This window comes from Acinetobacter sp. yr461, assembly GCF_900110445.1.
Lineage (GTDB): Bacteria > Pseudomonadota > Gammaproteobacteria > Pseudomonadales > Moraxellaceae > Acinetobacter > Acinetobacter calcoaceticus.
Genome location: NZ_FODU01000002.1, coordinates 126,867 through 152,132, shown reverse-complemented (window position 1 = coordinate 152,132; position 25,266 = coordinate 126,867). Strand labels below are relative to the sequence as shown.

The following is a 25,266-nucleotide window of genomic DNA, read 5'->3' as shown; positions in this document are numbered from 1 at the left end:
ACGAATGAGCCAATTTACTTTAAAGAAACATTTTAAGATGACAATTTTTCTATCATCAGTATGTTTAAGTAGCTCTATTTTTGCTGAATCTCCCTTTAATCAAAAAAGTAAATGGGCACTTGGAGACTGGGAAGGTAATAGAACAAGATTAGCCGATCAGGGTTATGAGTTTACATTTGGTTATACAGGTCAATTTGCAGGAACTCTACATACTGAACATAAAGGCAATGGCAGTGCTTATGCCGATCAGTGGACTATTGGAACCAAACTAAATCTGGAAAAAATTTTGGATTGGAATGATACCGAAGCTGAAATCAAAATAACTCATCGTGGTGGACAATCTTTAAATCAGGAAGCTGACGCACTATCACAAAAATTTTTTCAGACCCAAGAGGTTTATGGTCGCGGTCAAACATGGCGATTAACTGATTTTTGGATTCAAAAAAGTTTTTTTGATAGGCATTTAGATATAAAAGTTGGACGTTATGGAATAGGTGGGGAGTTTGCTCGAGCTGATTGTTTATTTCAAAACTTATCTCTTTGTGGTGGGCAAGTTTCCAAGGGTGCAGGGGATCAATGGTATGACGCACCGGTAAGTCAATGGGCTATGCGGATTCGTTATAATCTTCATCCAGAATTATATGCACAAGTGGGTGTATTTGAGCAAAACCCTATAAATGGTAATGCAACCAATACAACAGATGGATTCAATTTAAGTACGGATGGCTCGAAAGGTGCGATCATTCCTATTGAAGTTGTTTGGTCACCTAAAAAAGCTTTTGAACAATTACCATTTCCAGCTGAATATCGTCTTGGATATTTTTATAGTACGGTTGATGCAAAAAACGTGAAATATGACTATGCGCACCCTAATTGGGGTCAACCGCTTAATGATAATTATCACAAGAACTCGGTATGGGCTTCAATTAAGCAACAGCTAACCTCCAAAGATGGAGATAACTCGCGTGGTTTAACTGTGCTGGGGCAAGCTATATTTTTTGATGATGAAACGAGTATTTATAAAGATATTCAAAACATGGTTTTTGTTTATAAAGGTTTATTTGCAAATAGGCCTCAAGATGAATTGGGGGGAGGAGTTGCGCGAATCCATATTAATAGTGATGCGCAAAAATTTAAAGATAGTGCTCTAACACATGGGTTTAATAGTGAAGTGAATGCCGAGATTTATTACGGTTTAAAACTTAGAAATTGGTTAATGCTAAAGCCCAATGTTCAATATATTCATAATATTGGTGCAAACCCTTCTAATAAGAGCGCATGGGTAGGGGGAGTAAAATTGAATATGGACTTCTAAATTATCTATTTTGAAATAGTTCTTTACTCATTACGAAACTTGCCCCAATCGGCTATCAATCATTGACATTTTCCAGATTTACTTAACGTAAATAGCTTGTTTTAAAAATTAGAGATACAGTTTTTACTATTTTGATGTTTAGAGGCATAACTTACTAGAAGTTACTTTACTGTTATTTAGGATTAACTATGAAAAACACTTATTTGGTTACAGGTGCTACAAAAGGCATTGGAAAAGCAATTAGTGATGAACTCTTTTTGAATGGAAATCACGTTATAGGAATTGCTAGAAATATCGAAAATATAGACTTTCATGGGGAGCTTTTTAGTTGTGATCTATCGAACATAGAACAAACTGAAGAAACACTAGGTTTAATTTCTAAATCTCACGTCATCCATGGAATAGTGAATAATTCAGGAATTAGTTTACCTCAACCTTTAGGCCAGATTACATTTTCGGCTTTAGAGGATGTGTGGAACTTAAATGTAAGGGCTGCCATACAAGTTACGCAACATTTTGTTGAACAACTGAAAGAACAGCGATTTGGTCGAATTATTAATATTGGTAGCAGGGCTATTTACGGGGCCAAAGAACGGACTGCATACTCAGCAGCAAAAAGTGCATTGGTTGGTTGTACTAAAACATGGGCACTTGAGTTGGCTGAATTTGGGATAACAGTAAACTGTATAGCGCCTGGACCGATTGAAACGGAACTTTTTAGAAAAACCAGACCAGTTGGTAGTTTAGCTGAGAAAGCTATTTTAGATAGCATTCCATTAGGAAAGATTGGAACACCAAAAGATGTTGCACATGCTGTCTCTTTTTTACTGTCAGATCATGCAGGTTTTATTACTGGTCAAGTTCTAAATGTTGATGGTGGAGGAAGTTTATAGAAAATAATTATAAAAGATCTAAGTTATGGACATTTAAATTTCATTAAGAATGCCTGCAATGAGCACACCTTGCTTATAAGCACTTTGAATCCAGAACATCACCTTTTTATAAATAAAATAAATATATATATTAGAAAACTTGATTAATTTTATTTTTCGTATACAATGAACATAACTAGAAAAAGTCATGTTTGGTAAATCTTCTCTAAGTACCGCAGTATTAGTCATAATCCTTCGTTTTTTTCAGATTTTCAGCTCCATTCTTTATTATTTCGATGTTACTCATAACCAATAAAATGGTTTAAATTTTTAAAAAAACTAGGATGTATTATGTCTAATTCAAATATCATGAAAGGTACTGTTAAGTGGTTTAACGAAGCTAAAGGTTTCGGTTTTATCCAACCAGAATCAGGACCAGACGTTTTTGCTCATTTTAGCGAAATCGCTAACTCAGGTTTCAGAACTCTTGCTGAAGGTCAACGTGTTGAATTCAGTGTGGCACAAGGCCAAAAAGGCCCAAATGCTGTAAATATTGTTGCTCTATAAATAATTATAAGCAGTCATAAATGAAAAGCACTAATGAGTGCTTTTCACTTTAAATTAATTTTAAAGTTATTTTAAAATTATAAGTAAATTTTAATTTAGGATATAAATTGTTAAAAATAAATGATTTAATTGCAAAATCTAAAAATGGTACAGAAATTTTAGTGTCTTTAATTCCTCTAAATAGAATACAAAATACACGTGAAGGTTTTAAAACTGTTGAAGTTGGTAAAAGAGTTCTTCTTTCCTCTGGAATTGAAGTTGATTTAAATTTAGATGGGCGTACCTTTTATGCGTCTATAAATCAACTATTTAAATTAGATTATAGAGTTAGTTAAAACTCAGTTTGCTATTGGATATTTAGGCGGGTCCATTATTTCTGCCATAATTTTATTAGGATATCGTCATGCTTAAACAAAATATCAGTGTCAAAGACCAGTTTGGAATTAAATACGTCATTCAGGCAACAGTAGATAATTATTTCGCTAATACTCAATGTTTTTCTAATTTAAAATACATTACAGTTGAAGGTGAAGATATACGACCGGGTTTTGAAATGTTTTTTCAAAGTACTCTAAGTGGTAAAATTTTTAAAATTGATAAAATAAATTAATCTATCAACGTAGTACATTTAACGTTGCAGGATATAGTTCTTTTAAAAATAGAAAACCTTCATAGCTTTAGGGCACATTGCAAATACTCAATTAAAAAATAACTTTAATAATAAAGCGCAGGTGGCGGAAGCCGCACTAGCGCATTTCTAGTTTCTTAAACCCCTATATCCCCAAATTCCGCAACTTTATAAACCCCAATTTAACAATAACTTATTCATTATTTAACCTTACTTTTTAATGATCTAATTTAAAGCAAATGTCATTTTGTGTGCTTGACTGCAACAAATGTGAAGCTTATCCTTTGCCTGCTGGCCACATTGCCAGCCGGCTTTGACAGGCTGTTCTTCAAGTACATTGAAAAAATTCGTTTTTTTAATGTAAACCCGTTCGTCTCCCTTTTGTTGCGGTAGGACGGAAGGGGGACGCCTTCGTGCGTGCTGGGTTCTTGAAGCCAGTCTGTCAACCCTCTTTCGTTCTGCCACCATAATTCTATAAATGTCTGGCAGAACTCCCAATAAAAAAGGAGTTGGCTTTGCACATCCATTATTTCTTGGCAGCCTTTGCCAAAAGCTATAACGACACCACTTAATTCATCTTTAAACAGTTTGAAGGCTCATCGGCTTTTCAGACTTTAAGTCATTACGGCTAAAAACTTATTTCAACAATAAAACTTGAGATGTGCCAAGCACAGTCTTTATGGCTTTGCTATGCCTTTTTTCTCCCAAAAAGGGAAGCGGCGTTTGTATCTCATTTATATACAACAAAAATTTATTTTAAAACGGTAAAACTATGCCACATTCAGATCTTCCATTTCGTGCATTAAGCGTACTACATACCTCTCGATATCTTTTTAATAAATATGGCTTTCATAACGTTGGGGTGGACCGCATTATTGAATCGTCGAAAACTCCGAAAGCAACTTTTTATAATTACTTTCACTCAAAACAACGTCTTATTGAAATGAGCTTAACCTTTCAAAAAGATGGTCTTAAACAAGAGGTGATTTCAATTATTTATATTCAAAAAGACTTAACCCTGCTTGAAAAACTTCGCAAAATTTATTTCTTACATGCGAACTTAGATGGCCTTTATCATTTGCCTTTCAAAGCCATTTTTGAAATTGCGAAAACACATCCCAAGGCGTATCAGGTGGTGATTGACTATCGAAACTGGCTTATTAATGAAATCTATAATTTGCTTTTAACAACCAATGCAAATGCTGCAAAACAAGATGCTCACATGTTCCTGTTTGTGATTGATGGGGCGATGGTTCAGCTTTTAGATCCTACCAAACCAGATGAAAGAGAACGGTTGTTGGATTATTTTTTAATCCAGTTTATTTAGTGCAAATGAAACAAATACTTTTTAATTTAACTGCATCAGCCTGAATGATGCAGTTAAATGATAAATATTAAGAAATTTCTAAAATTTTTTGGGCGATATATAGATCTTGTATAGATAACCCTGAACTATCATAAATTGTAATTTGTTCTTGAGATTGCCTTCCTTGAGTGTTTGCTAAAAGCACATCACCTATATTGATTAAAGTTACACACTCAGGTGCATGTTGAAATTCACCAATGAGTTTAGACTGGGTGTTAAGATCACAAAATAAACCACTCTGTGAAAATAACTCTGGTGGAAGTTCTTGTTTGCCTTTTTTATCAGAACCCATAGATGAAATATGAGTACCGGCTTTTACCCATTCTGCTTTAAAAAGAGGAGCGTGTGAGGAAGTTGCTGTCACAATAATATCCGCCTGTTCACAAGCTTCTTTTGCATCGGTAATTTTAATCTTAATCCCTAATTGTTTTAATTCTTCTGCCATTGTTTCGGCTTTACTTTGCTCGCGTCCTACTATCAAAATCTGATCCAAATTTCTAATTCGAGCTAATGCCTCACATTCATATTTGGCCTGATTTCCTGTACCAAAGATTGCTAATACTTTTGAATCTTTTCTTGCCAATATATTGGTTGCAACAGCATTAGAAGCCGCTGTACGGAAGGCATTCACTTTGCCTGCTTCGATGGCTGCTGCCATTTTTCCATTGGCTTGATTAAATAATAAAATGAGCGCGTTATGGCGGGGCAAACCATTTTTAGGATTATCTTCCCAAAAAGAACCGACTTTAAGACCAGCTAAGTGCTGAGTAGCAGATGATTTAATGCTAAACGTATTTTTTGTATCAGACGCTTGACCATGAACGACAGGAAAACTTTGGGTTTCTGGTTGAGTGGCAGCAATTAAAGCTTGGTAAATTGCATCGTAAGCGAGTTCATGATTGATGAGAGCAGAAGATTCAGACTCAGAAATAAATCTCATAGCCATCTCCAAAAGTGAATATTTAAATTAAGACGCGAACAGGTCGAGAGACGAGTAGCATGTAATGCCTATCTATGACGCATTAACTGACATCATAGATAGACAATGACTTTTATTAAGCAGATAAAAACTCTACATATTTAGAAATATCGACATTTCCGCCACTAATAATGATGCCTATACGTTTGCCTTTTAACTCATGCTTTAAATTACGCGCAGCAGCAAATCCAAGGCATCCTGTAGGTTCAACAACCATCTTCATTCTTTCAGCAAAGAACTTCATACAGCTAATTAGGTCTTCATCTTCTACTGTCAAAATGTCATCTACATTCTTTTGGATAATAGGAAAAGTTAGTTTGCCTAAATATTGAGTTTGAGCACCGTCGGCAATCGTTTGGGGCGTATCAATATGAACAATTTCTCCTTTTCTAAAGGACATTTGCCCATCATTTCCTAGGGCAGGTTCAACACCATATATTTTACAGTTAGGGGAGAGTTGACGGGCAGATAAGGCAGAGCCAGCCAATAAGCCACCGCCACCTAAACATACAAAGAGGTAATCCAACTCACCAACCTCTTCAAATAGCTCTTTTGCAGCCGTTCCTTGACCTGCAATCACATGCGGATGGTCATAAGATGGAATGAGTGTCAGGCCATTTTTTTCGGCGATCTCTTTTCCAATTTGTTCCCGATCTTCCGTATAACGGTCAAATTCAACAATATTGCCGCCGTATTCTCGCGTCGCTGCCATTTTTGCAGCAGGAGCATCTTTGGGCATGATGATTGTTGCTGGAATACCAAGGATTTTTGCTGACAGTGCAATCGCTTGAGCATGATTTCCCGAAGAGAAAGCAACCACACCAGCTTTTTTTTGAGCCTCATCGAACTGTGAAAGTGCATTCATTGCACCACGAAATTTGAAAGCGCCAACACGCTGAAAATTCTCACATTTAAAGAATACTTCTGCTTCAAATTCATTGTTAACAGTACGTGAAGTTAAAACAGGGGTTTTATTTGCAAAACCTTTTATATGTTCAGCAGCGGCTGCGACATCTTCATAAGTTGGAAGGGTTAAATTTTTCATAATTAAACCTAATTCTATTCAATGTTTTCGGATGCAAGATTTCGTATTGCTCAAGCAACGCACAATATATTGACCTTGTTTAGATAAAATATATATATTTAGATAAAATGTCTAATTTTATTTTCTGATGTGATAACAATGAGATATAAGATTTTGATTTACATTAAGTTTAAAATTAGATAAAAAGTCTAAATTACTATTACATACTTCACGCTAGGGTTTGAAATAGTAATTAAGTCATTTGGAGGAAATACATTGGGAAATCGTGATAAACATTTACTCACTCAACTAGATACCATCGCGAAGGGGTTAAGTGAAACTCTATTTCCATTTTGCGAAGTTGTTGTCCATGACTTAACAAATCCTGAACATGCCATACTCTCAATACACAATAATTTATCTGGTAGAAAAATAGGAGATCCAGCAACAGAGTTAGGGCTGGCAAGAATTATGTCTCCAGAATTTCCAAATCTTATTTCCAACTATGCAAACCAGTTTGCAGATGGCCGCCCCGCAAAAAGTACTTCGATTGGTATTAAAGATGAAGAGGGCGAATATGTGGCCGCTTTATGTATGAATATTGATTTAACCCTGTTTAGGGGCATGCAAAGCGCTTTAGACCAGTTTACTAAAATTGAAACTGACAACATTATTGAAAATTTGGAACCGAATGGCACAGAAGCAATTCGAAGATATATCGATCAATTTGCCTCAAAACATGCCACTACACCGCGTATGTTAAAACTCAATGAGAGAAAACAATTAATACACGAGCTAAAGAATAATGGTTTGTTAGATATTAAAAAGGCTGTAGAGACGGTTGCACAACATTTAGGTATATCAAGAGCGAGCGCTTATTTGTATGTAAAGGAAACTTAAAATAGTTTATTTTAATATGTGTTTAGCTTGATCTAGGAGGTCGTTATTTGAAGTTATTTATTATTGTATTTATTGCAATTTTTTCCAGTATTGGTCTAATTTGTTTAATTGCACTGCTTAGAAATTTAAAAAAATCTTCGTTATCTGGCGAGCATGATCATTCATCTTCTTTAACCCATCATTACTCTGATTCCCATCATCATAGCTCTAGTTATTCAAATGATTGTTCATCATCTTCAGATTCGGGAGGATGTAATGGTGGCGGTGGAGGAGATTAAAAAAGCCCTTTTGTTCAAAGGGCTTTTGATTAATTTAAGGTAAGTCGAACCAAATAAATTGACTATCTTCGTTTGCCTGAATCGTCGCTTTATCCTCAAATACGAAAGCATCACCTGCTTTAACTTCTTGATCACCGATACGAATTACACCTGAAATAACGTGGATATAATTCACTTTTTTAACTGGCTCAACAGTTAACTCATGTCCTTTTTCCAATACAGCAGACTTGATCTCTGCATTTTGGCGAATATGCATCGGTGCATTTGCATCGGGACCAGCAATTAAATGCCATTTATTTGGATCTTTACGTGGGTCAAGATTAATTTGCTGGTAATTGGGCTCTGCATCTCTTACATCTGGAATAATCCAGATCTGTAATAAATGTACAGGCGTATCAGTGTTGTTGATTTCACTGTGGGCAACACCTGTGCCAGCACTCATGAGTTGCCATTCACCTGCTTTAATTTGGCCTTCATTTCCCATCGTGTCACGGTGTGAAATTGCGCCATCTAACACACAGGTTAAGATTTCCATGTTGTCATGGGAGTGCGTACCGAAACCATTATGCGCATCGATCTTGTCGTCATTAATAACTCGTAGAGCACTTACACCCATATATTTAGGGTTATACCAGCTACCAAATGAAAAGCTATGATAAGACTCTAACCAACCAGCTTTTACATGTCCTCGATCTTCACCACGATGTACGTAAGCATTCATGATCTAATCTCCCAAATTTTTATTTATCTATTAAGAAATATATTAATGTTCTATTTGGGTCAAAAAAATAGGTTAACTGCAACATGTCGTTGCATAATTGATATGACGATAAGTTTTTTATTTATCCATGCATTTTTAATCATAAAAAAACCTGCCATGAAGGCAGGTTTTTAATGAAACTATTTGATTATTCAAGGAACTTAACAGTTACGCCAGAGCGTACTTTGCTTCCTAAATCGTTTGCATCCCAGTTAGTCAAACGGATACAACCGTGTGATGCTGTTTTAGAAATTAAAGATGGATTTGGTGTTCCGTGAATACCAAAAGATTTTTTACTTAAACCAATCCAGATATTACCAACAGGGGCATTTGGGCCAGGTGGTAAAGAAAGAGGTTTTAAGTTTTTACCTTGTACGAAGTTCGAAGGTGAATAGCTGTACCAAGGGTTACGAGCCACACCAACTACCTTGTAAGTACCGGCCGGAGAAGGCGTATCAGTACTGCCAATTGTTGCAGGAAATGAGGCAATCATTTGGTTCCGGCTATTGAAGAGATACAATTGTTTTGCGCCTTTATGGGCAATAATCAAATGAATATCTTCTGGTAAATCATTGCGCACGTTTGGAACAATGATTTTTTCACCCGCTTTTTTGAATGTCGCTGTTGGGTTTAATTTCTTTAAGAAACCTTCATCAATATGAAACTTCTCGCCCAACATTTCGGTCACACGAGTGTAGTACAAACCTTTCATTTTGGCTTGTAATGCGTAGTCAGAAGGGATCGACTCAGCATATGGACCTTTTAAGTCAGCATCAGAAATCGTGTATTCAATAAATGCTGGCTTGTTTTGTTTAGCAACCAATGCATCCCAAGTTTCTTTAGTAAGCTCACCAGTAGGTGATAAACCATTCATTTGTTGGAATGAAGAAATTGCTTTTAAGGTGTTTTTACCGCTCATGCCGTCAATTGCACCTGGTGATGCATGGGCATTATTAAGCATCACGTGTGCACGTGCATAAACTGGAAGTTGACCTTTACCAATATTTTCAGACCATTCTGCCGAATTTAAGCCATCTAATGTCCATGAAGCAGCTGACACTGGTGCAGCCTTAGACGCCGTTGTGCTTTTAGCTACTGCTGGTGTAGATGCAGCAATACCAGACTCAGCATTTGGGTCTTCTGTTTTCTGCAAATTTTGTAATGTTGTTGACGCTCGATTTAAATCATTTTGTTCTTGAGCAGTAATTTGTGTTGGAGCTTGAGCTTGTACAGTTGAAGCTGCATCTACTGCTAGAGGATCAATCGGATCTTCTACAGGAGCTGATACCTTTTTAGGGTTCAGGGGTTGCTCAGTTGTTGAAGCAGCAAAAGCAACATTAGCAATAATACAACTTAAACTCATAGCGAGTAATGAGCGAACAAACATGTAATTCAACCTTAAGAATTTTCATATAAGCAATAGGGGATTGATCTAATCTCAAAGTGCATAAAACTACCAATAACTCATTTCTATGAGCCCAAGATTGGCAATTTAGTGATTAAAAGAATATCAATGACCCCAATGTAACATGTTGCAAGTATTGCAGAAAACCCCACAGCTTGCAGTAGAGTTTTGTGTAAATATGCATTTTTTAGTAGATTGACGAGTTTTTTGTGTGAAATTGAAATTATAAAAATGTCTCTGTTTTTGATATGATGCTGCCACATAAAGAAGATAGAGATTGGTAATGACGACTTTGAAAAATGATCGTTTCCTCCGTGCTTTGTTACGCGAACCTGTAGATACCACTCCGGTATGGATGATGCGTCAAGCAGGGCGTTATTTGCCTGAATATCGTGAAACACGTTCAAAAGCAGGTGACTTTCTATCCTTATGTAAAAACACAGATTTTGCCTGTGAAGTCACTTTACAACCTTTGCGTCGCTATGATTTAGATGCAGCAATTTTATTCTCAGATATTTTAACAATTCCAGATGCACTGGGTTTGGGTCTTTATTTTGAAACAGGTGAAGGACCAAAGTTCCATAAAACAGTACGTACTGAACAAGACGTGGCGAATTTACCTAAGTTAAATGCAAAATCAGATCTTGATTATGTCATGAATGCGGTAAGCACCATTCGCTCAGCTTTAGGTGGTCAAGTTCCACTGATTGGTTTTTCTGGTAGCCCTTGGACGCTTGCAACTTATATGGTTGAAGGTGGTTCAAGTAAAGAATTCCGTTTTACCAAGCAGATGATGTATGCCCAACCAGAAGTTTTGCATGCTTTGCTTGATCATTTAGCAGACTCTGTAATTGACTATTTAAATGCTCAAATCGATGCAGGTGCTCAAGCGATCCAGATCTTTGATAGCTGGGGCGGGGCATTGGCACATCGTGAATATATCGAATTCTCTTTAAACTACATGAATAAAATCATTGCTGGTTTGCAACGTGAAAAAGATGGTCGACGTATTCCTATCATTGTGTTCACTAAAGGTGGTGGTCAATGGTTAGAGCCAATGATTAGCACAAGCGCAGATGCATTAGGTTTAGATTGGACTACGCGATTAGATACAGCTCGAACTACGGTGGCTGGACGTGTAGCGCTACAAGGAAATCTTGATCCGGCTGTTTTATATGGTTCGGCTGCTTCAATTAAAAAAGCAGTAAAAGCCATGTTGGATGATGCCTACGCAAATGGTGAAAAGACCGGTTACATTGCTAACTTAGGCCATGGGATTACTCAGTGGGTAGACCCTGCACAACCAAAAATCTTTGTAGATACAGTGCATGAGTATAGTGCTAAATATCTAGGATAGTTTTTGTGCAATATCTAACTTTACCGCTTCAATTTATAGGCAAGGCTGTTTCGGCAGCCTTGTTTGGTATTTTGCTTTTAATTGCTTTTGCTTTAACAGCACCGATGGGAAGCCATGAATATATGGGGTTCTATCGTTATGATTATTTACTCATATATGCTGTGCTGATCCAGATCTGTCTATTGTATTTAAAACTTGAATCATGGGCAGAAGCCAAAGTGATTGCTTTATTTCACGTCATGGCTATGGTCATGGAAATATTCCTAACGCATCCTGCAATTGCTTCATGGCAATATCCGCAGCCAGCCGTATTTAAAATTTTAACAGTGCCGTTATTTGCAGGTTTCATGTATTCGGCTGTAGGTAGCTTCTTCGCACGTTCAATACGACTGTTTCAAGTGTCTTTTGAAAAGCTTCCAAATTTTGGAACTATGCTATTACTGGCATTTTTCTCATATATAAATTTTATGAGTAAATTTTTTGTTCCCGATATTCGCTATATTTTATTCGCGATTAGTATTTTTATTTTCTGGAAAACAAAACTTTATTTTCAAATAAATGAACATAAATTTAAAATCCCAATGTTACCGATATTATTAACGCTCGCTTTTATCATCTGGATTGCTGAAAATATAAGTACATTTTATAAAATTTGGCTATATCCAAGTCAGGTCGATGCTTGGCATATGGTGGGGTGGGGCAAGCTTGGGTCGTGGTATTTATTATTACTTTTAAGCTTAGTATTGGTTCTTAAAATATTAGGTAATCGAGATAATCAAGGTAATTGGAATTTAAGGTAAATTTTTCTTTAGCACTTTTCATCATATTGTTTATTTTTTAATTGCTAAATCGTAGCCTTCTCGCTATCTTTAATATCGTGTAATAAAAATTACACATAACAATACAAGACATAAGAAACAATCAATAATGATTTTTGGAGATATACATCTATGTTAAAAAAAATAGCTTTAGCTGCATTGTTAGCAGCTGGTTCAAGTGTTGCAATGGCTGACAACGATGTGGGTTGTGGTGCGGGTACACAAGTATGGGCTGGCAAAAAAGGAGTAGCGCCTAAAATTCTTGCAGCAACAACAAACGGTATTTTTACTAACCAATTATTAGGGATCACTTTCGGTACTTTAGGTTGCCGTCAAGGCGGAACAGTGACAGCGCAAGTTGTAACATTCACAAATGAAAATGCAGAAGCTTTAGCACGTGATATGGCAGTAGGCCAAGGTGAAAGCCTGAACGTACTTGCTGAGTTAATGCAAATTAAACCTCAAGATAAAGACCGTTTCTTTAAAGTTTCAAAAGCAAACTTTGGTGAAATCTATTCAGCAAATAATCAAAATACCCTTCAAGTATTAGCATCATTACAAACTGTAATGGCTAAAGACGACGTTTTAAAAGCTTACGTATAAGTTTGAAATTGAAAACCCTGTCATATGGCAGGGTTTTTTCTTATATTTAATGATAAAAATTGATGAACTTAATGAAGTCAGTTGTTTTAGTTTTTGCCTCTTTGGCAGTTAATATTGCGTATTCAGCAGAAATAAATCCATCTATTCAAAAATATTGGTCCATTGCAGAACAACAAAATCTAGATCAAGACATTACATGGCAAAGGCTTATGTATGCCAATAAAAATCAGAAAAGTGATGTCACTTATTCTGGTTATTTCATGTCAGAAAATGGGAAAAATAATTTAAAAGAAGAACTGAAAGCTGACATCTCGGCATTATTTATACCTGCTCAAGATAATCAGTCGATTCGCTGTAAGTTTCCGGCTCGAAGCCAATGGCTCATACAAAAAGTAGGTATTCAAGAAAATGAATTGCCTCAAATAAAATGTTCAGAATTTGAAAACTGGATTGGCCAAATTAAGCCTTATAAAGCGACATTAATTTATGCGACAGATTTTATGGGTAATCCTAGCTCGATGTTTGGCCATACTTTATTGCGCTTAGACCCTAAAGATCAGCAGCAGTTAAATTTAGTTTCCTATGCTGTAAATTATGCAGCAACTGTGGCAGGGAACGACAACTGGTCATATGCATGGAAAGGTTTAACAGGGCAATATCCGGGTGAATATTCGCTGATGCCTTATTACCGAAAGGTAAAAGAGTACGGTGATTTCGAAAGTCGAGATTTATGGGAATATGAGCTGAAACTTTCTCCTGAAGAAACGCGGTTTTTAGTAAGCCATATTTGGGAAATGCAGCATGTAAGTTTCCCTTATTATTTCGTGAGTGATAACTGCGCCTATAGGTTATTAGGCTTGGTTGATTTAGTAAAACCTGAGTCTAACTTACAAGAAAAGTTTACTTATGCATCTATTCCGATGGAAACAATCAAATCGATGCAACAGCAAGGGCTCACCAAAGCTCCTGTATATCGGCCTGCTTTAGAAACTCAACTATTAGCCCAAGCTCATCAACATGGTGCCTCACTAGCGAAGGTTGCACATCAAATTACGATGATGCCAATTAAGCAGTCTTCTGAGCTTTTAAAATCCTTTAGTGAGCAAGATCAGGCCAAAATTCTAGAGATGGCCTATGATGATTTATATCTTCAATTTACCAGCCGTAAAATAGAAGAAAGCGTTGCTCAGCCACAGTTACGTCAGCTTTTAGCTTTAAGAAGCCAGATTGATTTAGACAAACAGCGTCAAGAACCTAAACGACCAGATAAAGAGCCAACTCAAGGCCATAATGCACGTAATATTTCAGTGAAAGCTGGTGAAGTCCAAGGTGATAAGTTTATCGAAATTGGTCATCGACAAGCCTATCACGACTTAATAGATCCTCAAGGAGGATACCGTGCGGGGACTCAATTACTATTTTTAAATGGTAATGTGCAGTGGCGAGATGATCATTTAAAACTAGAACGTCTTGATCTGTTAGAAGTAAATTCTTATAACCCAATACAGCCTTTTAAAACACCTATGAGTTGGGGATTTAACTTAGGCTGGCGTCAAGAAGCAATTCATAATGGAAACTTTAGTGAAGAAAAACAGTATGGTGTAGCGAATTTTAATGCTCAGGTTGGTTATAGTCTTGCAGATTATGAGCGCAAACATATTTGCTATGGGCAACTACAAACCTACGTACAAGCAGGTTCAAATCTAGATAAAGGTTGGCGCGTGGGAATGGGCCCAACTTTAGGATGTATGAATCAATGGTTTGATCGATTTAACTCTGTGGTGCAAATTGAATTGCCATATTGGGAAGACCAAAATCAGTGGAATTTAAGAGTAAATACCCAATGGCAATATGTGATTAACAGTAATAATGCCGTTCGATTAAACTGGGACTATGAACAACAAAATCATCAAGACTGGATGAAATCAAGTCTAGGATATATTTGGTTCTTTTAAATAATCTTACGAATTAGAAAAAAGAGAAATGAATGAGATCATTTCTCTTTTTTGTTTTAAGAAAAGACGATTATTTCTTTATTGCGTTTAGTACAGCATAAGCCGCTTTAATGCGTTCTTCATTTGGAATGCGTTTATTGGTTAACATGACTAAACCAATATTTTCTTTGGGAATAAATACAACATAAGTTCCAAATCCGTTAGTTGAACCTGTTTTATGGAACATCTTGATTGAAGGTTCTTTTGAAATAGCAGTCACTTTATTAGGTTTCATCACGATTTGTTCAGAATTACTGTCTAATAAAGTCTGTAAAGGTGCTGGATAAGAAAACTCTTCCCAACCTAATGCTTGATACATCGTACCTACTTGATAAAAACCTTTATGAGTCTCATTAATTGCACGTTGAATATCTGCTGGATATTTTTGTGGATTTAGATTGGCATCAATAAAGCTAAGCATGTCTGGTAATGTAGATTTAACCCCGTAGGCAGGCGCATCTAGTGGGCCTGGAGTCACACGAATCGGCTGATTTTCTTGGTTATAACCAAATGCATAGTTTTGCATTTGAGTTTTAGGCACATTCACATAACTCTGTTTTAAGTGAAGAGACGGAAAAATTGTCTTTTCTAAGACTTGGTCAAAAGGTTTATTCATAGACAAAGCCACAACTTTTCCAAATAATCCAATACTTGGGTTTGAATATTGTCTATATTCACCAATTTGGTTTTTAGGTTTCCAGTCTTTGAAAAAAGTTAAAACCTGCTGGTCTGTTTGCACTTCATCTGGAAACTGTAAGGCGAGGTTGCCACTCGTATAGGTCGCAAGTTGAAGTAGGTTTACTCGGTCAATCGGTGAATTTTTTAGCTCTTTCCAGTATTTTCCTGGGGTGTCTTCAAAAGAGATTTTTCCTTTAGTTTTGGCATATCCACCTGCTGTCGCAGTAAATAATTTACTGACTGAACCTAGCTCAAAAATGGTATTACTATTTACGGTTTTTTTATCTTGAACCGATTGTAGGCCATAATACATTTCGTACTTTTTATTATTCTGGATGACACCAACCGCCATTCCGGGAACATTATATTTTTCTAATAATGGTTTAAAGTTTTGATCAACAACTTTCTTGATATCTTGTTCTTTTGATGTGTTTGTATTGTCCGCATAAATTGAGGTATTAAAAATAAAAAGAGAAGGAAGAAGTAAATAGGAAATTTTTTGGAATCGCATGATTAACTCATCAAACATTTTAAAGTGAAGGGACGTACTTTTATAACAAAAATCACATGATTTAATTGTTATGTTTTATAGAATCCGTGAAGAGTTTAGATGAAAAAAAAGCCCAACTTAGTCGGGCTTTTAATTTGATTACTAAATAAAATTTAGTAACTTTCAGGTACGGCACTTAAGAACTCACGACGTGCTTCTTTGTCGGTTTTAAAGTCTCCGATAAATGAAACGGTACGTGTGGTTGACTCTTGTTTACCTACACCGCGCATCATCATACACATATGTGCTGAATCGATAACTACAGCTACACCGCGTGCTCCAGTTACTTCAGACACAGCTTCTGCAATTTGCTGAGTCAAATTTTCCTGAATTTGCAAACGACGTGCAAACATTTCGGTAATACGTGCAAATTTTGATAAGCCGAGAACTTTGCCTTCCGGTAGATAGGCAACATGAACACGGCCATAGAATGGAAGAAGATGATGTTCGCAAAGCGAATAAAATTCAATATTCTTCACCAATACCATTTCATGGTTATCTGATGGAAAAACAGCATTATTGGTGACTTCTTCTAAAGTTTTACTATAGCCAGAAGTTAAATATGAAAAAGCTTTAGCCGCACGCACAGGCGTATCTTTAAGGCCGGGACGATCAAGATCTTCACCGACGGCAGTCAGAATATTTGCGTACGATTGCTGCATTGACATAAGACGTATAAATTTACTCTACTAAACAAGCTCGGCATTGTATCAGAACATGATCTGATTTTCATAAATCCTCGCACTATATTTATTTGTGTTTTGCGCACGTTGAATAAAAGATGAATAACTTTCATGTTTTTTATCGTTAATAGTCAAGTGTTTGAACATGAAATGTGCATTTAATATTGTTAAGTTCTAAATGGTCGCCTAATGGCATCATATTTGCACAGATGCAGTGTTATAGAGCATAAGGATAAAACATGTCAGAACGTCCAATCACCTTTTTTTCCCGTGGTGGTCAGCAGCAAGTAGAAAATGTAGTACCCACAACGACGGTTTTACAATTTCTGCGAGAATATACCCAAACTGGTAAGACTAGGCAGACCGGTACAAAAGAGGGCTGTGCTGAGGGCGATTGTGGTGCATGTACAGTTGTGATTGGTGAGTTGGTCAATGACAGCTTGCAATTGCGGAGTGTGAATGCGTGTATTCAGTTTTTACCGACTTTAGATGGTAAAGCCCTATTTACAGTAGAAGATTTGCATACGTTATTGCCTACACAGGATGGGACACTTCATCCGGTACAACAGGCGATGGTCGATTTGCATGGTTCACAATGCGGTTTTTGTACACCTGGTTTTATCATGTCGTTATGGTCAATGTATGAAAATGAACAACATTCTCCAAGCAAAGATCAAGTCAGTGATTATCTTTCTGGAAACTTGTGTCGCTGTACAGGCTATCGCCCTATTTTAGATGCGGCACAAAAAGCTTATGACTATCCTCGTGTTGTATTAGAACGCCAAAAGGTACTTGATGTATTAAAAGCGATCAAAGCATTACCTGCATTGCATTTGAATGATCATGGTCAGCAATTTTTTGCACCAAAGACTTTGCAGGATTTTGCCGTTTTACGTTTGCAGTTGCCGCAAGCGCGTATTGTTGCTGGCAGTACAGATGTCGGTTTATGGGTAACAAAACAGGGCCGTGATTTAGGCGATATGCTTTATATCGGTCAGGTTGAAGAACTGAAAAAGATTGTAGTTACCGACCATGCTTTAACGATTGGGGCAAATGTAAGTTTGAGTGATGCACTCATAAAAATTTCAGATTTTTATCCTGACTTTCAAGAATTACAGCGCCGTTTTGCTTCTATGCCTATTAAAAATGCGGGAACGCTAGGTGGAAATATTGCCAATGGTTCGCCTATTGGTGACTCAATGCCTGCATTAATTACGCTAGGTACACGATTGATTTTGCGTGTAGGTGAACAGACGCGTGAAGTCGCATTGGAAGACTTTTATCTAGATTATCAAAAAACAGCCTTACAGCTTGGTGAGTTTGTTGAAGCGATTGTTATTCCGCTTTGTGAAGAGCAGAAGCATGTTAAATTTGCCAGTTATAAAATTGCCAAACGTTTTGAGCAAGATATTTCTGCGGTATGTGCGGCTATTTCATGCGAGTTAGATACTCATTGTGTTGCTCACAATGTGAGAATTGCTTTTGGTGGCATGGCTGCTATTCCCAAACGTGCAAAATGTGCAGAAACCATATTGGAAGGTCAGCCATTGACAGCAGAGTTGATAGCTAAGGCGCAAGAGGCATTATCACAAGACTATCAGCCTTTAGATGATGGACGTGCTAGCTCGGCATATCGTTTACAAGTCGCGAAAAACTGTTTACAGCGTTTTTATGTAGAAAAAATCCTGTCTCAAACAATCACTCGAGTAAATGATTTGATTGCTCTGGTGGAGATCTAACATGAATCAAAACATTGACTTAAGTGTTTCTAAAAAATCCGCTAAAGCAGGCGACTCCATTCCACACGAAAGTGCACATTTACATGTGACTGGGCAGGCCACCTATATTGATGATTTACCCGAACTTGAAAATACCATGCATCTGGCGGTTGGGTTTTCGAGTTGTGCCAAAGGTAAAATCAGTAAGTTTGATTTGGATGCAGTACGTCAGGCCGATGGGGTTTATGCAGTTTTTTCAGCACAAGATATTGATGTTGAAAATAATTGGGGACCAATTGTTAAAGATGACCCGATTTTTGCTGAGGAGCAGGTCGAATTTTATGGACAAGCCTTATTTGTGGTTGTTGCTGAGAGTTATCAGCAAGCTCGTAAGGCAGTTCGCTTGGCAAATATTGAATATGTGCCCGGAACTCCAATTTTAACGATTCAAGATGCGATTGAAAAAGAATCGTGGGTGTTACCGCCTGTTGAATTTAGCCATGGTGAAGTTGAACAGGCATTTCAAAATGCTGCACATCAACTTTCAGGTACTATTGAGCTAGGTGGTCAAGAGCATTTCTATCTTGAAGGACAGATTTCCTATGCGATTCCCCAAGAAAATCAGAGCTTAAAAGTCTATTGCTCGACACAACATCCAACAGAAATGCAGTTACTGATTTGTCATGCACTAGGCATGAATATGCATCAGGTGAGTGTGGAAAGTCGCCGTATGGGTGGTGGTTTTGGTGGTAAAGAGTCGCAGTCGGCACAATGGGCATGCATTGCATCTTTGGCAGCACAAAAAACAGGCCGTCCATGTAAGTTACGTTTAGACCGTGATGATGATATGAGCGCCACAGGCAAGCGTCACGGTTTTGCTTATGAGTGGTCTGTAGCCTTTGATGACAGTGGTGTTCTGCAAGGCTTAAAGGTGCAACTGGCTTCAAACTGTGGTTTTTCGGCAGATCTTTCTGGGCCAGTAAATGAACGCGCTATTTGTCATATTGGCAATGCCTATTATTTAAATGCGGTTCAGTTGCGTAACTTACGCTGTAAAACCAATACTGTTTCCAATACCGCATATCGTGGTTTTGGTGGACCACAAGGCATGTTTGTCATTGAAAATATTATTGATGATATTGCTCGTTATTTACGTTGTGATCCGGTTGAAATTCGTCAACGTAATTTCTTTGCTGAACAGCCCGGTGCTGGACGTGATCGTATGCATTATGGGGCAGAAGTCCGTGATAATGTTGCTCCTCGACTGGTGGCCGAATTGTTGCAAAGTAGTGATTATGCGAAACGTAAACAGACCATTCATACCTTTAATCAGAACAATGACATCATTAAGCGTGGTATTGCATTAACACCATTAATGTTCGGTATTTCGTTTAATGCCGTGCATTACAATCAAGCTGGTGCATTGGTCTATGTGTATATGGATGGTACTGTCTCTATTACGCATGGCGGTACAGAAATGGGACAGGGGCTATATACCAAAGTACGGCAGGTTGCTGCGCATGAGTTGGGTTTACCAATTGATAGTGTTCGTTTAATTGCAACTGATACTTCTCGTGTGCCAAATACTTCGGCAACCGCAGCATCAAGTGGAGCGGATCTGAACGGTAAAGCTGTGCAAAATGCCTGTATTAAAATTCGTGAGCGTCTGGCAAAACTTGCAGGAGAAATAAGTCAAAGTGATGCTGAGCAAATCCAGTTTGAAGATAGTATGGTTTCAACAGCGAATGGTCATTCATGGGCATTTCCTGATTTGGTTCAACGGGCATATATGGCGCGTGTACAACTATGGGACAGCGGTTTTTATAAAACGCCAGAAATTCACTATGATCAGGTCAACCATTTAGGGCGTCCATTTTTCTATTATGCCTATGGTGCAGCAGTCAGTGAGGTTGCAATAGATACCTTAACAGGGGAAATGAAAGTATTACGTACTGACATTTTGCATGACGTCGGGCGATCGATTAACCCTGCAATTGATATTGGGCAAATTGAAGGTGGCTTTGTTCAAGGAATGGGGTGGCTAACCACAGAAGAGTTGTATTGGCAGCCACAAGGCCCACATGTAGGACGTTTGTTTACGCATGCACCTTCAACTTACAAAATCCCGACCAGTTTTGATATTCCTCATATTTTTAACGTCAAACTGTTTAATAACCAAAATCAGGCAGACACTATTTATCGCTCCAAAGCGGTAGGTGAACCTCCATTTATGTTGGCATTGTCAGTTTTTTCTGCAATTCGTCAGGCAGTACAGGCGGCTATTCCAGAAAATGCACCACTCGTACTCAATGCTCCGGCAACTGCCGAAGAAATTTTACGTGCAATTGCTATTGGGCGTGGTCAAGCTTTGGCTGACCGCCCACAAGCATAAAATGTAGAAGATTATGCAACATTTACAATGGTGGACTGATTTTGTAGCGTGGCAAGCCGATGCTATGCCTATGGTGTTGGTTACTGTGGTACGCGCGGATGGTTCCACACCACGAGATGTTGGTGCAACAATGTTATTGCGGTTTAATTTGCAACAACAATGGCAGCAGTCAGATACGATCGGTGGAGGGCATCTAGAGTTTCAGGCTATTGATATTGCGAAAGCAATCTTAAGAGAAACGGAAACTTGTTTTAGACGTATTGAGCGTTTTAACCTTAGTGCTCGGTTGGGGCAGTGTTGTGGCGGAGTAATGTGGTTGTTGTTTGAAAAAATATCACCCGCTGTAATTGCCTCAGATTTATCACATTGTTTGCAAGCATGGCGAGCTGGACAGCGTATATTGCGTACAGTCTCATATCAACATGCATCCATTTGGCAGATTCGGGTCGTAGAACAGCAACCACGTTTCGAGTTTCAGCCTGCCAGCAGTGATCAATGGCAATTTGACCAGCAGATTCAACCTTATGCCATGCAAGTGCTAATTTGTGGCGCGGGGCATGTGGGTGAAGCAATTGTCCGTTGTTTATTGCCTATTGGTGTTAGTGTGAAATGGATTGATCCGCGTGATGATATTTTCCCATCCGACTTACTAGAACAGGTGCAATGTATAACGACAGATACGCCAGAAGCCGAGATTGAACATTTTAATCGTTCAGGTGCAATTTTAATTTTAACTCATGATCATCAACTAGATATGCAACTATGTTTTGCAGCTTTGAAACCTGTGCCAGAACCATTTGCTTATGTTGGGATGATTGGTTCAAAAAGTAAAAGGGCTATTTTTGAGAAACGTATGCTGACGCGCGGTTATACACCCGAAGCATTACAACGTTTGGTTTGCCCTATAGGGATAGAAGGGATTTCATCGAAACAACCTGCAACGATTGCCGTTGCAGTGGTTGCTCAATTATTGCAGGTGTTTAATGTGAAGAAATGATCTTTTGGGATCATTTCTTTTGTTCGAACTTTGGATTTTTTTCTGCACGTTTAAGCAATACGAGAACGGCACCTGTGCCGCCTTGATTTTCAGGTGCACTTACAAAAGCTAAAACATCGCGGTGCTGACGTAGCCATCCGTTGACATAGGTTTTTAAAACAGCTTCAGGGCCTTTACCATGTACAATCTTGACAACATTTTGATTTTCATCTTTTGCCATCTGGATAACTTGTAAAACTGCGTCACGTGCTTGCTCAATCGTACATCCGTGTAAATCTACAGCTTCAAACCAACGCATTCTTCCAGCTTTTAAGTCTTCGAAAACTTTATGCTGAAGTGTAGCAATGCGATAGCTTAGTGTTGCTTGACTTGCTACAGGGTTTAGAGCGGCTTGAGTGTCTGATAACTCGGCATGTTCAGTTTCACGACCACCTTCGGCAGCTGCACGTTTAGCGAGTGTTTGAGCATCAATTTTTTTTGTGCGAGGCGTTCTTACATCAGCAATATTACTATTGTTGATGGGCTTAACACCTGCTAGAGCACTTTGAAACAGGTTTGCATCTTCCAATTCTTCAGACTCAGCCTGAGGTTTTGGGGCCTCAGACTGACTTGCGATTTTGCTTGAATGAGGATTGGAGATTTGCTTTTTAAATTGCTTCAGTAACTTTTGTTGCTCTTTAGAAAGCGATGAATCTTTATTACTCATATATCTTCTATTAAACCGTTTGGGGTTGTCCAAAAAGGGCGGTAAAGGCTTGATCTGGTCTTGGTTGTTTCATAAAACTTTCGCCAACCAAGAAGGTGTGAATATCATTTTCTTGCATCATACGAACATCATCTGGAGTGGCAATACCACTTTCAGTCACAAGTAAACGTGATGATGGAAGCAAGTTTTTCAAACGAATTGAGGTATTTAAATCTACATCAAAAGTTTTTAAATTACGGTTATTCACACCTAATACACATTGCTCAGACAACTTTAAAGCACGTTCCAGTTCTTCTTCATCGTGAACTTCAACCAATACATCAAGCTGATGTTCAAATGCAGTCTTAGACATTTCTTCAAGTTGTTGATCTGACAAAGATGCAACAATCAATAAAATACAGTCAGCATGTAATGCACGTGCTTCAACTACATTATATGGATCAATCAGAAAGTCTTTACGTAAAGCAGGTAAAGCACAGTGGCTTCGTGCAATGGCAATATTTTCATCCGCACCCTGAAAAAAATCAACATCAGTTAAAACGGATAAACATGCTGCTCCAGCTTGTTCGTACTGCTCGGCAATTTCAGCAGGATTAAAATCTGCACGAATAATGCCTTTTGATGGAGAAGCTTTTTTAATTTCAGCAATCACGGCAGGGCGTTTGTGTTGTAAAGCTTTTGCAAAGCCTCGTACCGGAGTTGCAGCTTTCGCTAGTTCTTCAACATCTTGCAAATTACGTTGTTTTAAACGTGCAGCAAGTTCCTCATGTTTACGGTCAACAATTTTACCTAAAATGGTATTTTGAATATTAATCATGAGAAATCCTTAATCTGCCTGAGATTGTTTTAATGCTTTGGTAAATTCAGCCAAAACACTCATTTTTTCTAAAGCTTGCCCGCCATAGATAATATCTTGAGCGAATGAAACAGCTTGAGCATAGGTTTTGGTAATGCCTGAGACATAAATTCCTGCACCAGCATTAAGAGCAATCATATTTGCTGCTTTTTCGCCAATGTCAGATTTATTTTTACCTAATGCATCTTTAATCAGCTTTAAGCTTGCTGCGGCATCAGCTACCACTAAACCATTTAAGGTTTGTGATTCAATCCCGACATCTTCCGGATTAAGCGTCCATTCGGTAATTTCGCCGTCTTTAAGCTCTGCAACAGTAGTAGGAGCAGCAAGGCTAATTTCATCAAGTCCATCTCTTGAATGAACAACCATGACATGCTCAGCACCAAGTTGCTTCATAACCTCGGCAATCGGACGGCAAAGTTCATCTGAAAATACACCAATTACAAAGCGTTTTACGCCGGCCGGATTCGTAAGCGGGCCAAGTAAATTGAAAATGCTGCGAACACCAAGCTCACGACGTGGGCCAACAGCATATTTCATTGCTTTGTGATGATTTGGAGCAAATAAAAAGCCTACACCCATCTCACGAATGCAGCGCTCAGTTTGTTCCATATCTAAATCAAGGTTAATACCTGCTTGTTCAAGTAGGTCAGATGAACCTGATTTACTTGAAACACCGCGGTTACCATGCTTTGCAATGGTTGCACCAGCTGCTGCAATCACAAAGCTTGAAGCCGTAGAGACGTTAAATAAGTTCTGCCCATCACCGCCAGTACCGACAATATCAACTAAATATTTGATATCACTGACATCAATTTTAATAGCGAATTCACGCATAACACGTGCGGCAGCAGTAATTTCGTCAATACTTTCACCTTTCATGCGAAGGCCCATCATCAAAGCACCAATTTGTGCTTCGGTTGCCTCACCTTGCATGATGCTGCGCATAATGTCTTCCATTTGCGGCTGAGTCAGGTGAATATTTTTTGTAATATGGTTAAGTGCTTGTTGAATGTTCATAAATATCACTTATGCATAAATATCTAAAAAGTTTTTAAAGATTTGATGACCATGTTGGCTCAAGATTGATTCTGGATGGAACTGCACACCTTCAACAGGCAATGTCTTATGTTTAACACCCATAATTTCTTCCATTGAGCCATCTGCTTCATTGGTCCAGCACGTTACTTCAAGGCAATCAGGCAGCGTTTGCTGATCAATGACCAATGAGTGATAACGAGTTGCCGAGAATGGGCTAGGGAGATTACTGAAAATACCTTTATTGCTATGGTACATATCAGATAAACGTCCGTGCATAACCGTTTTGGCTCTTACAATGTTTCCGCCAAAAGCTTGCCCAATACTTTGATGCCCTAAACACACGCCAAGCAAAGGAATTTTTCCGGCAAAGTGGTTAATTGCTGGAATAGAAATACCTGCTTCGCTTGGAGAGCAAGGGCCAGGACCAATAACCAGATATTTAGGTTGCCATCGTTCAATATCCTCTAATGTGACTTGATCATTGCGAACAACTTTTACTTCCTGATCCAACTCGCCAAAGTACTGGACGATGTTGTAGGTAAAAGAGTCGTAATTGTCGATCATTAGAAGCATGATGAACTTAACCTCATAATAATTAATATATATTTAATAAGTGACTAGAGTAGTTACTCACATTAATACTCACTTTTAGAAAGAACTTCTTGATTAAAAAATAAAAAAGCCGCTTTCTAAGCGGCTAATATAACAAAAAATGAAGTGACCAGTTTAACTATTTCATTCGTTAGAAATTTACTGAAACCAATCAGCTTTGATGCACT

At 38.0% G+C, this 25,266-nt stretch carries 25 protein-coding genes; 15 read left to right on the top strand and 10 right to left on the bottom strand.

Annotation, left to right across the window (positions count from 1 at the left end; translation table 11 throughout):
* Positions 1-4 precede the first annotated feature (4 nt).
* The 6 genes from BMW38_RS05200 to BMW38_RS05165 all read left to right on the top strand — a co-directional run bounded on the left by BMW38_RS05200 (position 5) and on the right by BMW38_RS05165 (position 4,709).
* Positions 5-1,315: a carbohydrate porin gene (locus tag BMW38_RS05200; RefSeq protein WP_092706352.1), complete on the top strand. Its 1,311-nt coding sequence runs from the start codon at positions 5-7 to the stop codon at positions 1,313-1,315.
* A gap of 188 nt (positions 1,316-1,503) precedes the next feature.
* On the top strand, positions 1,504-2,208 hold the full coding sequence (locus tag BMW38_RS05195) for an SDR family oxidoreductase (RefSeq protein ID WP_092706350.1): 705 nt from the start codon (positions 1,504-1,506) through the stop codon (positions 2,206-2,208).
* A 330-nt stretch (positions 2,209-2,538) separates the two neighbouring features.
* Complete coding sequence (locus tag BMW38_RS05185; protein WP_003650532.1) at positions 2,539-2,754, top strand: cold-shock protein; 216 nt, start codon at positions 2,539-2,541, stop codon at positions 2,752-2,754.
* A gap of 107 nt (positions 2,755-2,861) precedes the next feature.
* Positions 2,862-3,089, top strand: coding sequence for a hypothetical protein (locus tag BMW38_RS05180; RefSeq protein ID WP_003650533.1), 228 nt, complete (start codon positions 2,862-2,864; stop codon positions 3,087-3,089).
* A gap of 68 nt (positions 3,090-3,157) precedes the next feature.
* Positions 3,158-3,364 (top strand): hypothetical protein, encoded by a 207-nt coding sequence (locus tag BMW38_RS05175; protein ID WP_004643550.1) that lies wholly within the window; start codon positions 3,158-3,160, stop codon positions 3,362-3,364.
* A gap of 790 nt (positions 3,365-4,154) precedes the next feature.
* Positions 4,155-4,709 (top strand): TetR/AcrR family transcriptional regulator, encoded by a 555-nt coding sequence (locus BMW38_RS05165; protein WP_092706346.1) that lies wholly within the window; start codon positions 4,155-4,157, stop codon positions 4,707-4,709.
* 67 nt (positions 4,710-4,776) lie between these two features.
* Here the strand turns inward: BMW38_RS05165 and BMW38_RS05160 are convergent, their stop codons facing one another.
* Both BMW38_RS05160 and BMW38_RS05155 read right to left on the bottom strand, forming a co-directional pair.
* Positions 4,777-5,688 carry an ornithine cyclodeaminase family protein gene (locus tag BMW38_RS05160; protein ID WP_092706344.1) on the bottom strand — a complete coding sequence of 304 codons (912 nt, stop codon included), beginning with the start codon at positions 5,686-5,688 and terminating at the stop codon, positions 4,777-4,779.
* A gap of 115 nt (positions 5,689-5,803) precedes the next feature.
* The gene (locus BMW38_RS05155) at positions 5,804-6,772 is read right to left on the bottom strand and encodes a threo-3-hydroxy-L-aspartate ammonia-lyase (RefSeq protein WP_092706342.1); all 969 of its coding nucleotides are present in this window, start codon (positions 6,770-6,772) and stop codon (positions 5,804-5,806) included.
* A 255-nt stretch (positions 6,773-7,027) separates the two neighbouring features.
* Between BMW38_RS05155 and BMW38_RS05150 the strand changes: the two genes are divergently transcribed.
* Positions 7,028-7,651, top strand: a complete 624-nt coding sequence (locus tag BMW38_RS05150; protein ID WP_092706340.1) for a helix-turn-helix transcriptional regulator — start codon at positions 7,028-7,030, stop codon at positions 7,649-7,651.
* A 47-nt stretch (positions 7,652-7,698) separates the two neighbouring features.
* Positions 7,699-7,929 (top strand): hypothetical protein, encoded by a 231-nt coding sequence (locus BMW38_RS19420; protein ID WP_170834037.1) that lies wholly within the window; start codon positions 7,699-7,701, stop codon positions 7,927-7,929.
* A 34-nt stretch (positions 7,930-7,963) separates the two neighbouring features.
* Here the strand turns inward: BMW38_RS19420 and BMW38_RS05145 are convergent, their stop codons facing one another.
* Together BMW38_RS05145 and BMW38_RS05140 are read right to left on the bottom strand one after the other, a co-directional pair.
* Positions 7,964-8,650 (bottom strand): pirin family protein, encoded by a 687-nt coding sequence (locus tag BMW38_RS05145; RefSeq protein WP_092706338.1) that lies wholly within the window; start codon positions 8,648-8,650, stop codon positions 7,964-7,966.
* Between the two features lie 187 nt (positions 8,651-8,837).
* Positions 8,838-10,076 (bottom strand): L,D-transpeptidase family protein, encoded by a 1,239-nt coding sequence (locus tag BMW38_RS05140; RefSeq protein ID WP_045429942.1) that lies wholly within the window; start codon positions 10,074-10,076, stop codon positions 8,838-8,840.
* Positions 10,077-10,377: 301 nt separating this feature from the next.
* On the opposite strand from BMW38_RS05140, the gene hemE reads away from it, so the two are divergent.
* The 4 genes from hemE to BMW38_RS05115 all read left to right on the top strand — a co-directional run bounded on the left by hemE (position 10,378) and on the right by BMW38_RS05115 (position 14,827).
* A complete protein-coding gene (hemE, locus tag BMW38_RS05130) occupies positions 10,378-11,451 on the top strand; it encodes a uroporphyrinogen decarboxylase (RefSeq protein ID WP_092706334.1) in 1,074 nt (357 codons plus the stop codon).
* Positions 11,452-11,456: 5 nt separating this feature from the next.
* Entirely contained in the window at positions 11,457-12,251 is a 795-nt protein-coding gene (locus BMW38_RS05125) for a DUF817 domain-containing protein (RefSeq protein ID WP_080027539.1), read from the top strand.
* 150 nt (positions 12,252-12,401) lie between these two features.
* Positions 12,402-12,872 carry a DUF3015 family protein gene (locus BMW38_RS05120; RefSeq protein ID WP_092706332.1) on the top strand — a complete coding sequence of 157 codons (471 nt, stop codon included), beginning with the start codon at positions 12,402-12,404 and terminating at the stop codon, positions 12,870-12,872.
* A gap of 62 nt (positions 12,873-12,934) precedes the next feature.
* Positions 12,935-14,827: an Lnb N-terminal periplasmic domain-containing protein gene (locus tag BMW38_RS05115; RefSeq protein ID WP_092706330.1), complete on the top strand. Its 1,893-nt coding sequence runs from the start codon at positions 12,935-12,937 to the stop codon at positions 14,825-14,827.
* A 70-nt stretch (positions 14,828-14,897) separates the two neighbouring features.
* On the opposite strand, the gene blaADC is transcribed toward BMW38_RS05115, so the two are convergent.
* Together blaADC and folE are read right to left on the bottom strand one after the other, a co-directional pair.
* Positions 14,898-16,055, bottom strand: coding sequence for an ADC family extended-spectrum class C beta-lactamase (gene blaADC, locus BMW38_RS05110; RefSeq protein WP_092706328.1), 1,158 nt, complete (start codon positions 16,053-16,055; stop codon positions 14,898-14,900).
* Between the two features lie 152 nt (positions 16,056-16,207).
* Complete coding sequence (gene folE / locus BMW38_RS05105; protein ID WP_170834036.1) at positions 16,208-16,756, bottom strand: GTP cyclohydrolase I FolE; 549 nt, start codon at positions 16,754-16,756, stop codon at positions 16,208-16,210.
* A 260-nt stretch (positions 16,757-17,016) separates the two neighbouring features.
* Here folE and xdhA point away from each other — a divergent pair, with 260 nt between their 5' ends.
* The 3 genes from xdhA to xdhC are packed head-to-tail and all read left to right on the top strand — an operon-like array spanning position 17,017 to position 21,884.
* The gene (gene xdhA / locus BMW38_RS05100) at positions 17,017-18,516 is read left to right on the top strand and encodes a xanthine dehydrogenase small subunit (protein WP_092706324.1); all 1,500 of its coding nucleotides are present in this window, start codon (positions 17,017-17,019) and stop codon (positions 18,514-18,516) included.
* A 1-nt stretch (position 18,517) separates the two neighbouring features.
* Complete coding sequence (gene xdhB, locus BMW38_RS05095) at positions 18,518-20,887, top strand: xanthine dehydrogenase molybdopterin binding subunit (RefSeq protein WP_092706322.1); 2,370 nt, start codon at positions 18,518-18,520, stop codon at positions 20,885-20,887.
* Positions 20,888-20,900: 13 nt separating this feature from the next.
* Complete coding sequence (gene xdhC / locus BMW38_RS05090; RefSeq protein WP_092706320.1) at positions 20,901-21,884, top strand: xanthine dehydrogenase accessory protein XdhC; 984 nt, start codon at positions 20,901-20,903, stop codon at positions 21,882-21,884.
* 10 nt (positions 21,885-21,894) lie between these two features.
* Here the strand turns inward: xdhC and BMW38_RS05085 are convergent, their stop codons facing one another.
* From BMW38_RS05085 to BMW38_RS05070, 4 genes are read right to left on the bottom strand one after another with little or no spacing between them, the layout of a single operon-like run.
* A complete protein-coding gene (locus BMW38_RS05085; RefSeq protein WP_003650560.1) occupies positions 21,895-22,590 on the bottom strand; it encodes a Smr/MutS family protein in 696 nt (231 codons plus the stop codon).
* A 10-nt stretch (positions 22,591-22,600) separates the two neighbouring features.
* Positions 22,601-23,407, bottom strand: a complete 807-nt coding sequence (gene trpC / locus BMW38_RS05080) for an indole-3-glycerol phosphate synthase TrpC (protein ID WP_017387943.1) — start codon at positions 23,405-23,407, stop codon at positions 22,601-22,603.
* A 9-nt stretch (positions 23,408-23,416) separates the two neighbouring features.
* Positions 23,417-24,466: an anthranilate phosphoribosyltransferase gene (gene trpD, locus BMW38_RS05075; protein WP_092706318.1), complete on the bottom strand. Its 1,050-nt coding sequence runs from the start codon at positions 24,464-24,466 to the stop codon at positions 23,417-23,419.
* 9 nt (positions 24,467-24,475) lie between these two features.
* Positions 24,476-25,060: an anthranilate synthase component II gene (locus BMW38_RS05070; RefSeq protein WP_003650566.1), complete on the bottom strand. Its 585-nt coding sequence runs from the start codon at positions 25,058-25,060 to the stop codon at positions 24,476-24,478.
* Positions 25,061-25,266 lie beyond the last annotated feature (206 nt).

Excerpts from the sequence above, each read along its gene's own strand:
- xdhB (WP_092706322.1), top strand. The coding sequence starts at position 18,518 with ATGAATCAAAACATTGACTTAAGTGTTTCTAAAAAATCCGCTAAAGCA.
- BMW38_RS05185 (WP_003650532.1), top strand. The coding sequence starts at position 2,539 with ATGTCTAATTCAAATATCATGAAAGGTACTGTTAAGTGGTTTAACGAA.
- BMW38_RS05140 (WP_045429942.1), bottom strand. The coding sequence starts at position 10,076 with ATGTTTGTTCGCTCATTACTCGCTATGAGTTTAAGTTGTATTATTGCT.
- BMW38_RS05120 (WP_092706332.1), top strand. The coding sequence starts at position 12,402 with ATGTTAAAAAAAATAGCTTTAGCTGCATTGTTAGCAGCTGGTTCAAGT.
- BMW38_RS05160 (WP_092706344.1), bottom strand. The coding sequence starts at position 5,688 with ATGAGATTTATTTCTGAGTCTGAATCTTCTGCTCTCATCAATCATGAA.
- BMW38_RS05165 (WP_092706346.1), top strand. The coding sequence starts at position 4,155 with ATGCCACATTCAGATCTTCCATTTCGTGCATTAAGCGTACTACATACC.
- folE (WP_170834036.1), bottom strand. The coding sequence starts at position 16,756 with ATGCAGCAATCGTACGCAAATATTCTGACTGCCGTCGGTGAAGATCTT.
- trpC (WP_017387943.1), bottom strand. The coding sequence starts at position 23,407 with ATGATTAATATTCAAAATACCATTTTAGGTAAAATTGTTGACCGTAAA.
- trpD (WP_092706318.1), bottom strand. The coding sequence starts at position 24,466 with ATGAACATTCAACAAGCACTTAACCATATTACAAAAAATATTCACCTG.
- BMW38_RS05145 (WP_092706338.1), bottom strand. The coding sequence starts at position 8,650 with ATGAATGCTTACGTACATCGTGGTGAAGATCGAGGACATGTAAAAGCT.
- blaADC (WP_092706328.1), bottom strand. The coding sequence starts at position 16,055 with ATGCGATTCCAAAAAATTTCCTATTTACTTCTTCCTTCTCTTTTTATT.
- BMW38_RS05070 (WP_003650566.1), bottom strand. The coding sequence starts at position 25,060 with ATGCTTCTAATGATCGACAATTACGACTCTTTTACCTACAACATCGTC.
- xdhA (WP_092706324.1), top strand. The coding sequence starts at position 17,017 with ATGTCAGAACGTCCAATCACCTTTTTTTCCCGTGGTGGTCAGCAGCAA.
- BMW38_RS05195 (WP_092706350.1), top strand. The coding sequence starts at position 1,504 with ATGAAAAACACTTATTTGGTTACAGGTGCTACAAAAGGCATTGGAAAA.
- hemE (WP_092706334.1), top strand. The coding sequence starts at position 10,378 with ATGACGACTTTGAAAAATGATCGTTTCCTCCGTGCTTTGTTACGCGAA.
- BMW38_RS05085 (WP_003650560.1), bottom strand. The coding sequence starts at position 22,590 with ATGAGTAATAAAGATTCATCGCTTTCTAAAGAGCAACAAAAGTTACTG.
- BMW38_RS05200 (WP_092706352.1), top strand. The coding sequence starts at position 5 with ATGAGCCAATTTACTTTAAAGAAACATTTTAAGATGACAATTTTTCTA.
- BMW38_RS05115 (WP_092706330.1), top strand. The coding sequence starts at position 12,935 with ATGAACTTAATGAAGTCAGTTGTTTTAGTTTTTGCCTCTTTGGCAGTT.
- xdhC (WP_092706320.1), top strand. The coding sequence starts at position 20,901 with ATGCAACATTTACAATGGTGGACTGATTTTGTAGCGTGGCAAGCCGAT.
- BMW38_RS05175 (WP_004643550.1), top strand. The coding sequence starts at position 3,158 with ATGCTTAAACAAAATATCAGTGTCAAAGACCAGTTTGGAATTAAATAC.
- BMW38_RS05155 (WP_092706342.1), bottom strand. The coding sequence starts at position 6,772 with ATGAAAAATTTAACCCTTCCAACTTATGAAGATGTCGCAGCCGCTGCT.